Raw genomic sequence first — 13,343 nt, 5'->3', positions numbered from 1 at the left:
ACGGAGGTGGCCATGCCCGACGTCATCCTCGTCGACGAAACCGCAGCCGCCTGGTACGCCGGCCGCCCCCGCGTCACCATCCGCCGCTGGGCCCACGAAGGCCGAATCGCCCGCTACGGCTCCGGCCGCGGCAAGGTCCGCTACAACATCCTCGAACTCGACATGGGTGTGAGAGACGAAGAGACCAACGCCCTCATCAGGCCCGGAAAGACTCCCGCCCTACCGGCGGGCGCCCGCGCCGCCTGACCGCACCGCCCCCGACTGATTGGAGGGGGCGTCCGTGCGTCTCCGTGCTCTGCTGTCTGCGTTACTCCTCACCGCCGCAGTGTTGACCGGCGCCTCTCCGTCATCGGCCGTCGAACCGGACCTGCGGCAGTCGTTCACGATCCAGGGCCTGGATCTGCACGACACGACGATGAAGCGATACGGCGACACCTACTACCTGTACGGCTCGATGTACGGCTGCGGATACCAGTGGTACGTGAGCGGTACCCCGTGGTGCGGATTCGGCGTCTCGACCGCACCGAGCCCGCAGGGGCCATGGACGATGCCGCAGCCACTGTTCGACCCGGCGTCGTGGGACCCGTGGTCGAAGCGGTCGTGGCAGGTCACGTGCGGCGGCACCGGCCAGGGCTGCTTCAACCCGCGCATGATCCAGCGGACCGGTTGGGGCCCGAACGACGGCGTCTTCGTCCTGTGGTTCAACGCACCGAGGCACTACTCCGACACCGGCGCCAACGCGTACAACGTCATGGGCTGTGCGGGCCCTGCCGGCCCGTGCGGTCCCGGCGTGACGCCCTATGGCTCCTACAACAAGCCCTCGCTCTCGGTCTGCGCTGGCAACGGCGACTTCGGCTTCATCGAGCGCCCCGGTCAGCGGCCCGCGATCGTGTGCTCCATGCCGGGCGCCAACCAGCTCAACCTGGAAGAGCTCACCTACTCGGGCTCCGGAGGCACCGGCCAAGGCGTGCGCAAGATCGGGAACATGGGCGGGCCGATCGAAGGCCCCGGCGGCTGGTGGGACGAGACGACGCAGCAGTACGTGCTGACCTACTCCGACCAAGGGTGCGGCTACTGCGCCGGCACCCCGATCGGCTACGCGACTGCGCCCTCGCTCTACAGCGGCTGGACAGCGCCAGGAAACGTCGGCTGGGGCGCACCCGCCTACGGCCGCCGCATCTTCAACGGCAACAGCTGCGGCGGCCAGCCGCGGACCGTGACCGTCCTCGACGGCCAACCGTGGCAGATCATCGACCTGTGGTTCGGCACCCGCAACGAAACCGACGCGGACACCCACCTCGTACCGCTCGACTACCAACCGCAGCCCGGCACCGCCGGCGACGGACAGATCTGGCGGCCCCCGCTCACGCTCGACTGCTGACCGAGGGGAGGCTGGCCGAATGCCCTTCCCCGTAGGCACCCCGACGGCGACGTTGGAGGGCACACTCCCCGCTGCCGTGGCGGGCACAGGGTTCAACGGCCGCGGCCGACTCACCCCGACGCACCAACTTGTGGACAGCGACCGCAATGCCGCCTATGCCGGCGGCGGTCCCTTCAAGGTGACCAACGGCGCCTTTTCCGTCACCCTCCTGCCCACCGACGCAGCAGGCATCGAACCGCTCCCGGCCACCCCAGGTGGAACCCCACCCGACGAATGGCTGTGGGAGCTCGACATCTGGCCGGCCGGCGGCGAGCGCATCCACTTCTGGACACGCATCGACGGAACGGGCACCGTCCAGTTCGCAGACCTCGAACGTCTCCCGAAGCCAGGCAGTCCGACCCCGGAAGAAGCAGTACTAGTCGAGGGCCCGCCGGGGCCCCCAGGGCCAGCCGGGCCCACTGGCCCCCAAGGGCCCGCCGGCCCGCAAGGAGAGACTGGGCTGCAGGGGCCGACCGGCGCCGCAGGCCCGCAAGGACCGCCAGGCGCCGACGGCGCCCAGGGCGAACAGGGGCCCGCCGGACCCCAAGGCGAGGCCGGTCCACAAGGACCCACTGGAGCGACGGGACCCACTGGCCCTCCAGGGCCTCCGGGACCCAGCCACCGAACCGCCGAAGCCCGAATCACCAACGGCGCCATCACCGACCTGCCCTCAGCCCCCAGCTGGACGATCGTCACCAACTCTGCGGGCACACCCCTCCAGTGCTCCATCGCCGCTGCAGCAGGCGACCGCATACGTGTCGACGTCGCCATGATGTACAACGGTGGCCGTTTCATGGACATTGCCATGCTGTCCAGCGCTGGCGGCATCGCCATCTACCACGGCTCGGGTACATCGTCCCCGCTGGCCGAAGGCGCCCCCTGGCTCTACCCCTCGACAGCCTTCTCGAAGGTCGCGAGCGTGATGCTCACTGTCGGCTCCGGCCATCTCAACGCAGGCGTGGCCACCTTCGCTCTCGTCCACCAAGGCACAAGCACCGGGCGCGTGTACGCCAACGCTACGTACCCATGGTTGATGACCCTGGAAAACCTCGGCCCTCAGCCTGCCTAAAGGAGGCCCCGTGGCAGACGACCTGCTGATGATCGTGCCAACCCGCGGCCGGCCCGACAGCGTGCCCGCGATCCTTGATTGCTGGCGTCAAACCGGCGCAACCGCAGACTTGCTGTTCGCGGTCGACGACGATGACCCCACGCTCGCCGGCTACCGCGAGCACATGGAGACCATCAACGACCCACGGATCCACTGGGTCATTGGACGCCGACTGCGGCTGTGCGGCACCCTCAACCAGGTTGCCTTGGCCATGGCGCCGCGCTACCGGTTCCTTGCGTTCATGGGTGACGACCACCGACCCCGCACGGTCGGCTGGGACGAGCGCTTCCGTATCTGCCTGTCCGGCGGCCCCGGGATCGTCTACGGCAACGACCTGCTGCAGGGCGAGACGATGGCCACCGCCGTCGCCATGACCTCCGACATCGTCACCACCCTCGGCTACATGGCGCCCCCCACCCTCATCCACCTGTGCCTCGACCTCGTATGGATGGACTGGGGCCGCGGCATGGGCCGCATCACCTACCTCGGCGACGTGGTCCTTGAACACATGCACCCGGCCATCGGCAAAGCCGCCATGGACGCCGGCTACCAGGAGTGCAACAGCTCCGAGCAGGCCACCTCCGATGCCACCGCCTACTACCACTACCGCGACGAGGGCGGACTCGAAGCCGACCTCGAAAAGCTACGGCTTCTCGTGCAGCTCGAGCACTACAAGCCGCGCTACGTCATGGGCATGGAAGAGGAGGCAGCATGAGCATCAGCGACATCATCGGCGCTTGGAACGAAGCCGACCCCACGGCGATACACCCCAGCCGCAGCATCTCTGAGGATGCCTACGAAGCCTCCGGGCAGAACCAGGCGGCCCTGCTGTCGACGGTCATCCCCGAAGGCAGCCGCGTCATCGACTTCGGCTGCGGCGACGGACGGGTCGCCGTGCCGCTGCGAGCGCTCGGCTACGACGTCATCGGCGCCGACGGCTCCCAGGTGATGCTCAACCGTCTCGCCGAACGCGACCCCGGCATGACGACCGTCGTCAGCGACGGGACAGACCTCGCCGGCGCCATCGGGAAGAAGGCCGACGCCGTGTTCTCCCTCGCCGTCCTCATCCACCACACCTACGAGTCGTGCGAGAAGATCATCGAAGGGCTGCGGGCGGCCGTCCGCGTCAACGGCCTCCTCGTCCTCGACTGGCCCATCGCCGACGAACCAGGTGAAGGCGGCAGTTGGATCGGTGTCACGACCTGGTCCCGCGAGCAGCAGGACACCGTCTGCGCACGCGTCGGCCTCAAGCGCCTGGACGTCGAAGGCGTGCCGTGGCCCGTGTTCCGAGCCGTGAAGGCCGCCGGGTGATGCGCGTCCTTTTGACCGGCACAGCCGGGTTCGTAGGCCGCCACCTGCACCGGGCGCTCGACGAACGGGGCGACACCGTCACCGCCGTCGACCTCGTGCACGGGCGGGACGCGCTCGATCTCTTCCGGTTCGACAGCGCCCCCTACGACCTCGCCATCCACTGTGCCGCGATCGTCGGCGGGCGCGCCAGCATCGACGGCTCCCCGCTCGGTGTTGCCACCAACCTGGCCCTCGACTCGTGGTACATGCGCTGGCTCGCACGTACCCAGACCCCGCGAGCCGTGTACTTCAGCTCCTCAGCCGCCTACCCGGTCGCCCTGCAGACGCCCGGCCCGGTACGACGCCTCGTCGAGGCTGACATCGACTACCAGCAGCCTGGCCGACCGGACGCCACATACGGCCTCGCTAAGCTCACCGGCGAACAGCTCTGCCAGTACGCGGCGGCCGAGGGTACGCAGATGACCGTCCTGCGGCCGTTCTCCGGGTACGGCAGCGACCAGGACGACGCCTATCCCTTCCCAGCGTTCATCCGCCGGGCCAAGGAACGGCAGGACCCTTTCGAGATCTGGGGCGACGGCACCTCCACCCGCGACTGGATCCACATCGACGACCTCGTCGGCGCCACCCTCGCGGCTGCCGACGAGGACGTTGAGGGCCCGGTCAACCTCGGTACCGGCAGGGCAACCAGCTTCGACGAACTCGCCCGCATGGTCACCACGGCCGTCGGCTACACGCCCCCGCTCAAGCACCTTGCCTCCGCCCCGCAAGGGGTGCACCACCGGGTGTGCGACCCCAGCAAGATGCTCGAGTTCTACCTGCCCAAGGTCACCCTCGAAGAGGGCATCCAGCGGGCGCTGGCCGCATGAGCGGCGGATGGCAGCGGTCGAATCGCGTCAAGCGACTCCCGCACAACTGGCGAGCGATCCGGGCACGGATCTTGAAGAGGGACCCCGTATGCAAGATCTGCGGGGTGCGGCCCTCGGCGTTCTGCGACCACATCGAGGCCAAGGTCGATGACCACACAGACACCGGCCTGCAGGGCGTGTGCGGACCATGCCACGACCAGAAGTCCAGCCGTGAGGGCAACCAGGCGCAGCGTGACAATGCCAAGCCTGGGCGCAAGCGGCCGACCGAAGCACACCCAGGGGTGAAGTGATGCCGGCATACCTCATCCAGCACCCCCTGGAGAAGCGACGCGAGGATGTCCTCGTCGAGGATCCCAACCTGACCCTCTCCTTCCAGGGCGAGTGGGCGGTGTTCTCCGATGCTGGCGGAGTGTGCTTGGCCATACCGAGTGCGCAGCAGGCGTCCATCCAGCGAGTCGACGCAAACGACGTCGCCGAACCGGCCGCCCGGCAGGCTGGCTGACGTGGCCGGCCAGGGCGAGGTGGAGGGCATGGGACTGGGACAGGTGGCCGTGCAGTGCCCGGAGTGCGGCACCAGCGTCCCGATCGCCTTGCGGCACCTGAGCGCGACCAGCGACACCGACAAGCTCATGATCGTTGTCGAGCCTGACCTGACCGACGTCTGGGCTCACAGCTGGCTCCACGAGATCACCTGATCAAGATCGTTGGCGAGGTCAACGATCAGCCGGTGCCCTGGGGGATACCCCCCTGCCGGCCCCTCTGCCCATCGGGGCCGTATAGCACCTGACTCCCTGTACGGGTTCCCTAGGGCCCTGACCTGCGGAGATGCAACGCCCACGGCTGACGAACCTGGCTCGGCGTACCTTGCTCGTCGATAACAATGCAGGTCAAGCGACTGTAGCCGTAACGCCGAGCCGGTAGACTGGCCTCATGCCCGCCATCGTTCACGCCGACTGCGAGCGCTGCGACGGTCCAATGCCGCTCCTGGCTCGGGCCGACGCCCGCTTCTGCTCTCCGGCCTGCCGCCAGGCGGCGTACCGGACGAGGCGTGCGGCAGAGCAGGAGCGGATCGCGTCGGAACGGGCTTCCCGCATCCCCGTCGAGCTGACGTCCCGGCCACGCTGGGTGCGGTACAGCGGGCGAAAGGTGCCTCTGCGCGTCGATGGCCGCTTCGCCGCGGTCAACGACCCATCGACGTGGTCCGACTTCGAGACGGCTGAGGCGGCAACCGCCGGCGATGGCATCGGGTTCGTACTGACTGCCCACGACCGGCTGGTAGTCATCGACCTTGACCATGCCGTCGAGCTGGGCCGGGTCCTGCCTTGGGCGCAGCGCGTTCTGGATGCCCTGCCCCCGACGTACATGGAACGCGGCAAGTCTGGCTCTGGCCTGCATCTGTGGTTCCGCGGCGAGGTTCCTGCCGGTCGCCGGATCCGGCAGGGCGAGCTGGCTCTCGAGGTCTACAGCGACCGCCGCTTCATCATCGTCGGCGACCGGGTCCCCGGTACGCCTCTTGAGCTTGCCGAGCTGCCTGATGCAGCCGGCGTGATCGCCTCGCTGGTCTGACGCCCCTGGTGGCGACAGGGCGGGGCTGAGTAGTCCCCCGCCCCTCGCGCCCTGGTGGCGCGTCTAGACCCTGGAGGTCGTCATGGGCACTCGAGGTCCCATTGCCAAGCGCTCCGAGGAGCGCAGGCGCCGCAATAAGGACGACGGCCCTGCGCTGGTCAAGGCGCCGTCGGGTACGCCGAACGTGCTCCCCGACCTTCCCGAGCCGGACCCTGACTGGCATCCCATCGCCGCCGACTGGTACCTGTCGCTGCGTGATTCCGGGCAGGCCGCCTTCTACCAGCCGTCCGACTGGGCGGTTGCTCGCTACGCGGCGGAGCTGATGTCCCGGGCCCTGAAGACCGACCGGCCGCCTAACGGTCAGCTGGTGGCTGCCCTCAATTCGGTGATGGGCAGCCTCCTGACGACGGAGGGCGACCGCCGCCGGGCGCGCATCGAGCTGGAGCGGCAGCCTGCCGTGGCTCCTGCGCCCGCCTCGGTGACGGCGATCGCCGACTACCGCGCTTCGATCGGTGGGTGACGAGAAGGTCCCCGACGTCGTCACCCCGTTCACGATCGGCCCTTCTTGGCGGCGCGGCCCGGACGGAAAGTTCGTCCTGCCTAAGTACACGCTGGGCTGGCACGCCCTGGCTTGGTCGGCCACGTACCTGCAGCACTACGTCGGGGCGCCGTGGCGCTACACCGCCGAGCAGGCACGGCTGACACTGTGGTGGTACGCGATGGACCCGGCGACGAACCGGTTCCTGTGGCGGGACGGTGTCATCCAACGCCTGAAGGGCTGGGGCAAGGACCCGCTGATCGCCACGTGGTCGGCGTTCGAGTTCGTCGGCCCCTGCCGCTTCGACGAGGTCGCCGACGAGGGCAATGAGTGGGGTGTCCCGCCGGGGCAACCGCTGGGCAGGCAGCATCCCGCCGCCTGGGTTCAGATCGCTGCGGTCAGCCAGGACCAGACCCGGAACACGATGACCCTCTTCCCGTCGATCCTGACGAAGCGGGCGATCGAAGAGTTTCGGATCGACCTCGGCAAGGAGATCATCTACGCCGACAAGGGCCGGGCCCGCATCGAGGCCGTGACCAGCTCCCCGCGGGCGCTGGAAGGTGGGCGGCCGACCGCAGTGAACATGGGCGAGACCCACCACTGGCTGGAGTCGAACCAGGGGCACGAGATGGCTGCGGTCATCGAGCGTAACGCCACGAAGTCGGCTGACGGGTCTTCCCGGACCCTGGCGAACACGAACGCCTACGAGCCGGGGGAGGACTCGGTCGCAGAGCGGACCAGGGAAGCGTTCGAGGCGGCGGAAGCCGGCCGGGCGGCGGGCACTGGCCTGTTCTACGACTCGTTGGAGGCTCCGGCCGAGGCGAAGCTGACGGAGGAGTGGATCGAGCCCACTCTGCGCGCGGTCCGCGGTGACTCGACTTGGCTGGACATCGAGCGGCTGAAGGCGTCGATCCTCGATGTTCGCAATCCGCCCAGCCGCAGCCGCCGGTTCTGGTTCAACCAGATCACGGCCGCCGAGGACGCCTTCCTGGCGCCCTACGAGTGGAACGCCTGTCCTCATGAAGGCATCAGCCTCGCTGACGGCGACGAAATCGTCTTGTTCTTCGACGGCTCCAAGTCGGACGACGCGACCGGCCTCGTGGCCTGTCGGCTGTCCGACGGCCACGTGCAGACGATCGGAGTGTGGCAGCGGCCGGCGAACTGGCCCGACGACATTCCTTGGCGGGTGCCTCGCGAGGAGGTCGACGGGGTTGTTGACCTGACATTCGCCACCTACAAGCCGCTGGCGTTCTTCGCCGACCCGGGATCCGGCTTCGACGAAGCGGATGGTGAACGTTACTGGGACGGCTACATCGACGCCTGGGCGCAGCGCTACGGCAAGCGCCTGAAGCTGAAGGCGGTGTCCTCGGGCCACGGCGCACACGCAGTGATGTGGGACATGCGTGACCGGCGCCGGCAGCAGACCTTCACGGAGGCTGTCGACCGCTTCTACCGGGACGTGCTGGAGAGGCAGTTGACCCATGACGGACACAAGGTCCTGCGCCAGCACGTGGCGAATGCCCGGCGTCGCACGAATGCCTGGGGCTACACGATCGGCAAGGAGCACCGCGAATCGGCCCGCAAGGTCGACTTGGCGGTCTGCGCGATCGGCGCACGGATGCTACGTCGAATGGTGATGAACAGCCCGGCTTGGGCGAAGCGGTCTACGGCCCGCGGCAAGGGAAGGGTGGTGGTGCTCCGGTGACGATTCCCACCCTTCCCCGGCTCAGTCTGTCTGACGACGAACTGCAGATCCTGACGTGGCTGCGGTCGGACCTGTTGTCGCAGCGTGTCAAGCTCGCGTTGTTGGACGCCTATTTCAACGGCGAGCAGGTCATCCGCGATCTGGGCATCAGCATCCCTCCGCAGCTGAAGACGCTCCACACGGTCATCGGATGGCCCAGGATCGGCGTAGAGGCTCTGGAGCAGCGCCTTGATCTGGAGGCTTTCCGGTGGGCTGACGGCTCGGACTCGTCCGAGCTCGAGGAGATAGCCGAGGCCAACGACCTCTACGACGAGTCCAGCCTGGCGCACCTGGACGCACTCACGTATGGCCGCGAGTACGTCACCGTCGGGTCGGCGGACGATGACGACGCTCCGCCGATCATCACCTACGAGTCGCCCATGGACATGACTCTGCGGTGGGATGCCCGACTGCGTCGGCCCCAGGAGGCCCTGCGGGAGTGCCAGGACCGGTACAACTTCGGCCTGGCGCCGGATGAGCGCCTGGTGACCTTGTACCTGCCGCAGCAGACGATCCACGCGGTGGAGACGAGCGCCGGCTGGGAAGTGCTCGACCGCGACGAGCACAAGCTGAACGTCCTGCCGGTGCTGCGGATGGCGAACCGGCAGCGTACTGGGGACCGGGTCGGCAAGTCGGAGATCACGCCCGAGGTTCAGTCCATCACGGATGCGGCGTGCCGACGGCTGATGGGCATCGAGGTGGCCGCCGAGTTCTTCGGTGCCCCTCAGCGCTACATCCTCGGAGCGTCGGAGTCCGCGTTCCAGGATGCAGAGGGCAACGCCAAGAGTGCCTGGGAGACGTACATCGGCCGCGTTCTGGCGCTGGAGCGGGACGAGGACGGCAACGTGCCTACGGTGGGTGCCTTCACCGCCCACGACCCCTCAGGCCAGACGAAGATCATCGATCTGTACGCGCGCATCATGTCGTCGCAGCTGTCGGTCCCGCCGCACATGCTCGGCTACACCAGCGACAACCCGGCCAGTGCCGACGCCATCCGGTCCTCCGAAGGCGCTCTGATCAAGAAGGCCGAGCGGCGGATCCGCCGGTTCGGGGCGACGCACCGGGCGACGATGAAGCTGGCGCTGTGGATCCGAGACGGCGAGCCGCCGGATCCGTCGCGCCGTATCGAGACGCTGTGGCGGAACCCGGCCACGCCGACGATCGCCGCCCAGACGGATGCCGCCGTGAAGATGGTGCAGGCCGGTCTTCTGCCTGCCGATTCCGAGGTGGCGCTGGAGATGGCGGGTCTCACTGAGGACCAGCGCCAGCGGGTCGCCGCCGAGCGCCGCCGAGCCGAGGGCAATGCGCTGCTCGCCCGGCTGACGCAGGCTTCTGGGTCGGCACCAGAGGAGCCGCAGCGGGAGCCGGAGGCAGACGGTGGCGACGATCTCTGATGCCTCTCCACAGGCAGCCCGTTCGCGGGCTGCTCAGTCAGCACTGACTCGGCTCTTGATCCGGGACATCCGAGCCCTGAGGCGGCTCATTGTTCCATCCCGGCTCGAGGAGTCCCTGTCGCTGTGGCGTGCGGCCGTCCGGGCGCTGGTGGACCAGTACGGTGCTGCAGCGGCGTCGCTGGCCGCCGACTCTTACGACCGGCAGCGCGCTGGTGCGGGCCCTCCGGGCCGGTTCAGCGCCAGGCTCTCCAGCCCAGTGCCCGAGGAGCAGGTCACGGCAAGCCTTAGGTGGGCGACCAAGGATCTGTGGCCCACCGAGACGGTGCAGGCGCCGTTCAGTGTCCGGCTGGAGGAGGCCGAGCGTCGCGCGGAGGGGGTGGCCCAGAAGCTGGTCGCCGACCAGGCGCGGGCCACGATGCGGCAGTCGGTGCAGCGGGATCCCGGCGCCGTAGCCTACGCCCGTGCCGCCGCCCTGGGCGGGTGCTCGTTCTGCAAGCTTCTGGCCAGCAGGGGCGCCGTGTACAAGAACGCCCAGACAGCCGGCCGGGACTCCGACGAGCGCTTCACCGGAGACGACAGCGTCGTGAAGTTCCACGACAACTGCCACTGCACGATCATTCCTGTCTTCCGTGGCCAGAGCTTCGAACTGTCTGCGCACGCGGCGGAGTGGGACCGGCTGTACCGCGAGTACGCCCAGGGCCACTCCGGCGACCAGCTCCGCCTGTTCAGGCGGGCTCTCGCCGAGCACGACCGGCACCCCTTGCCGGCCGCGCACTGACCCACCCAAGGTCGCCCTGGAGGCGGCCTTTCTCAGCCCCTGGAGGGCCAGTTCACCATGCCTGAAGAGACCCAGATCGAAGAGGTCGAAGAGCAGCAGGAGCCCGAGACCGCCCCGGAGGCGGAGGGATCCGACGAGGAGCTCTTCGACGCGGACCGCGCCAAGAGGGCGATCAGCAAGAAGAACGCGGAGAACAAGAGCCTCCGCGATCGTCTCAAGGAGCTCGAGCCGCTCGCCCGCAAGGCGAAGGAGCTCGAGGACGCGCAGAAGTCGGAGCAGGAGCGACTCGCCGAGCAGCTCGCCGCGCAGCAGGAGAAGGCGGCCAAGGCGATCCGTACAGCGGTTGCCTCGAAGGTCGAGGCGCTCGCCGCGAAGGAGTTCGCCGACCCAGAGGACGCGGCCAGCGCCCTGAACCTGCCGGACTACGTGGACGACGACGGCGTCATCGACACCGAGGCCATCAAGCGTGACCTGGCCGATCTCCTCAAGCGCAAGCCGCACTGGGCGAAGGCGCCCGACGGGCCGCGCTCGCCGCGGCCGGACCGCACCCAGGGCTCGTCAGGCAACGGCAACCGAACCCCCAACAGCCCGGCGGAAGAGTTCGCGGGCTTCATGCAACGGGCCCTCAACGGCCGCTGAGAGAGGTAGACCATGGCTGCTACGCCGCCCATCAAGCTGTCGGACATCGATTCGACCTTCCTGCCCGAGACCCTCGTCGGGCCCATCTTCGAGAAGAGCGTCGAGCAGTCGGCAGTCATGTCGCTCGCCAAGCGCGTGCCGCTGGCGATGACGGCGAACACCGCGGTGCCGGTGCCGCTGGACGTCCCGACGGCCGACTGGGTCGAGCAGGCCGGCCGGAAGCCGATCAGCACCGGCGGGGTCGACATCAAGCAGATGACCGGCAAGAAGATCGCCGTCCTCATCCCCGTCGCGATGGAGGTCGCGAACTCCAACGCCGCGGGCCTGTGGACGCAGCTCCAGCGCGACCTGCCGACCGCCTTCGCCCGCGCCTTCGATCGGGCCACGATCCACGGCAAGACGATGAAGGGCGCCACCGGACCCTTCCCGGACTACCTGGCGATGACGTCCAAGAGCGTCACCATCGGCGGCACCACGCAGGCCAACGGCGGCATCTACGGCGACATTGTCAAGGGCATGAAGGAGACCATCGACGACGACTGGGACTACACCGGCACCGTCCTGGACCACCGGATGAAGCCCAGCCTGCTCGGAGCGACCGACACCACCGGCCGCCCGATCTTCGTCGACACCACCCAGCCCGGTACCGGTGCAGCCCTCGCGGGCACGCTCGTCGGCGAGCCGGTCGCCTACTCCCGGTCCGTCTCCGGCAAGCTGCGCCGCCAGTCCGGGACCATCGACACTGGCCTGCGAGGCATCGGCGGCGACTGGTCCCAGACCGCCTACGGCGTCGGCATGGACATCACCGTCAAGATCAGCCGCGAGGCGACGTACATCGACGAGGACGGCGGCGTCCACTCCGCGTTCCAGGAGAACCTGGTGCTCCTCCTCGCGGAGGCGTACTACGGCTTCGTCCTCGGCGACGAGGAGGCGTTCGTCAAGTACCTGGCGGCCGGCGGCGCCTCGTGACCCTGGGCGGCCGGGCGATGCAGATCGTCGCCCGGCTGCACGGCTACCCGCCCCGCCACAACGCGGGAGCCGAGTGGATGGTCCACAGCATGCTGCGGGCGCTCGTCGACCGCGGCCACGACGTCTCGGTGTGGCTCTCTCGGTACACCGACGACAGGGAGCCCTACAACCTGGACGGCGTGCAGGTCGTGCCGCTGGAGGCGCGGCTGGACGCGGGCTCGGCGATCCGCAAGGCGGATGTGGTCGTCTCTCACCTGGAGAACGTTCCGTCGGCTGGAGCGCTGGCCCGTGGCTTCGGCAGGCCGCTCGTGGTGGTCTGCCACAACACGCACCTGCCGAGCTTCCGGCAGATGGCGTCCGGGGACACTGCCCTGGCGGTCTACAACTCGCAGTGGATGCACCGCGAGTCCGAGCTGTTCTTCACCGAGTACCCGAAGAGCATCAGGCCCCGCCAGTCGCTCATCGTCCGGCCGCCGGTGTTCGCTGACGAGTACCGGACGAAGCCCGGCGACCGCGTCACGTTGATCAACTGCAACGAGGACAAGGGCGGCCTGCTGTTCGAGAAGCTGGCCCGCCGCATGCCTGAGACGCAGTTCCTCGCGGTCCGCGGCGCCTACGGCGAGCAGATCCTGCCCGAACTGCCGAACGTCGAGATCCTCGACCACGTCCCCGGGCACGAGATGCGGGAGAAGGTGTACAGCCGCACGAAACTGCTGCTGATGCCGTCCTCGTATGAGTCGTGGGGTCGCGCGGGCGTCGAGGCGATGGCATCCGGTATCCCGGTGATTGCACACCCCACCCCGGGGCTGTGTGAGTCGCTCGGCGAAGCCGGCGTGTTCGTCGACCTGCACGACGTCGACGGCTACGAGTCCGTCATCCGCAAGCTCCTGGACCAGCGGGCCGAGTACCAGCTGGTGTCGAAGCGGGCCAAGGCCCGTAGCGCCGAGCTGGATCCGACCGGGGACCTGAACGCCTGGTGCGACGCCATGGAGGCGCTGATCACCACCTAG

Annotated in this window: 16 protein-coding genes; all 16 read left to right on the top strand. The window is 68.5% G+C overall.

Annotated elements, in window-relative coordinates; genetic code table 11:
- The first annotated feature begins 12 nt into the window (after positions 1-12).
- The 16 genes from ABZ135_RS01310 to ABZ135_RS01235 all read left to right on the top strand — a co-directional run bounded on the left by ABZ135_RS01310 (position 13) and on the right by ABZ135_RS01235 (position 13,343).
- Positions 13-246, top strand: a complete 234-nt coding sequence (locus tag ABZ135_RS01310) for a DNA-binding protein (protein ID WP_356690549.1) — start codon at positions 13-15, stop codon at positions 244-246.
- A gap of 82 nt (positions 247-328) precedes the next feature.
- Positions 329-1,381 (top strand): hypothetical protein, encoded by a 1,053-nt coding sequence (locus tag ABZ135_RS01305; RefSeq protein ID WP_356690547.1) that lies wholly within the window; start codon positions 329-331, stop codon positions 1,379-1,381.
- 832 nt (positions 1,382-2,213) lie between these two features.
- Positions 2,214-2,489 (top strand): hypothetical protein, encoded by a 276-nt coding sequence (locus tag ABZ135_RS01300; protein ID WP_356690545.1) that lies wholly within the window; start codon positions 2,214-2,216, stop codon positions 2,487-2,489.
- Positions 2,490-2,499: 10 nt separating this feature from the next.
- Positions 2,500-3,243, top strand: a complete 744-nt coding sequence (locus tag ABZ135_RS01295; RefSeq protein WP_356690543.1) for a hypothetical protein — start codon at positions 2,500-2,502, stop codon at positions 3,241-3,243.
- Positions 3,240-3,839 (top strand): class I SAM-dependent methyltransferase, encoded by a 600-nt coding sequence (locus ABZ135_RS01290; protein WP_356690541.1) that lies wholly within the window; start codon positions 3,240-3,242, stop codon positions 3,837-3,839. Before ABZ135_RS01295 ends, ABZ135_RS01290 begins: the two co-directional genes overlap by 4 nt.
- Positions 3,839-4,705, top strand: coding sequence for an NAD-dependent epimerase/dehydratase family protein (locus tag ABZ135_RS01285; RefSeq protein WP_356690539.1), 867 nt, complete (start codon positions 3,839-3,841; stop codon positions 4,703-4,705). The genes ABZ135_RS01290 and ABZ135_RS01285 overlap by 1 nt, the downstream gene beginning before the upstream one ends.
- A gap of 289 nt (positions 4,706-4,994) precedes the next feature.
- The gene (locus ABZ135_RS01280; protein ID WP_356690537.1) at positions 4,995-5,207 is read left to right on the top strand and encodes a hypothetical protein; all 213 of its coding nucleotides are present in this window, start codon (positions 4,995-4,997) and stop codon (positions 5,205-5,207) included.
- Between the two features lie 28 nt (positions 5,208-5,235).
- Positions 5,236-5,400, top strand: coding sequence for a hypothetical protein (locus tag ABZ135_RS01275; RefSeq protein ID WP_356690535.1), 165 nt, complete (start codon positions 5,236-5,238; stop codon positions 5,398-5,400).
- A gap of 235 nt (positions 5,401-5,635) precedes the next feature.
- Positions 5,636-6,271 carry a bifunctional DNA primase/polymerase gene (locus ABZ135_RS01270; protein ID WP_356690533.1) on the top strand — a complete coding sequence of 212 codons (636 nt, stop codon included), beginning with the start codon at positions 5,636-5,638 and terminating at the stop codon, positions 6,269-6,271.
- Between the two features lie 82 nt (positions 6,272-6,353).
- Positions 6,354-6,791, top strand: coding sequence for a hypothetical protein (locus ABZ135_RS01265; protein WP_356690531.1), 438 nt, complete (start codon positions 6,354-6,356; stop codon positions 6,789-6,791).
- Positions 6,784-8,514 (top strand): terminase, encoded by a 1,731-nt coding sequence (locus ABZ135_RS01260; RefSeq protein WP_356690529.1) that lies wholly within the window; start codon positions 6,784-6,786, stop codon positions 8,512-8,514. The genes ABZ135_RS01265 and ABZ135_RS01260 overlap by 8 nt, the downstream gene beginning before the upstream one ends.
- On the top strand, positions 8,511-9,947 hold the full coding sequence (locus tag ABZ135_RS01255; RefSeq protein WP_356690527.1) for a phage portal protein: 1,437 nt from the start codon (positions 8,511-8,513) through the stop codon (positions 9,945-9,947). The genes ABZ135_RS01260 and ABZ135_RS01255 overlap by 4 nt, the downstream gene beginning before the upstream one ends.
- A gap of 55 nt (positions 9,948-10,002) precedes the next feature.
- A complete protein-coding gene (locus tag ABZ135_RS01250) occupies positions 10,003-10,725 on the top strand; it encodes a hypothetical protein (RefSeq protein WP_356690525.1) in 723 nt (240 codons plus the stop codon).
- A gap of 57 nt (positions 10,726-10,782) precedes the next feature.
- On the top strand, positions 10,783-11,364 hold the full coding sequence (locus tag ABZ135_RS01245) for a hypothetical protein (protein ID WP_356690523.1): 582 nt from the start codon (positions 10,783-10,785) through the stop codon (positions 11,362-11,364).
- A 12-nt stretch (positions 11,365-11,376) separates the two neighbouring features.
- Complete coding sequence (locus ABZ135_RS01240) at positions 11,377-12,333, top strand: phage major capsid protein (RefSeq protein WP_356690521.1); 957 nt, start codon at positions 11,377-11,379, stop codon at positions 12,331-12,333.
- Positions 12,330-13,343, top strand: coding sequence for a glycosyltransferase family 4 protein (locus tag ABZ135_RS01235; RefSeq protein WP_356690519.1), 1,014 nt, complete (start codon positions 12,330-12,332; stop codon positions 13,341-13,343). Before ABZ135_RS01240 ends, ABZ135_RS01235 begins: the two co-directional genes overlap by 4 nt.

The sequence above is a fragment of the Streptomyces sp. NPDC006339 genome (assembly GCF_040612775.1).
GTDB lineage: Bacteria > Actinomycetota > Actinomycetes > Streptomycetales > Streptomycetaceae > Streptomyces.
This window is presented reverse-complemented; position numbering and strand designations above follow the sequence as displayed.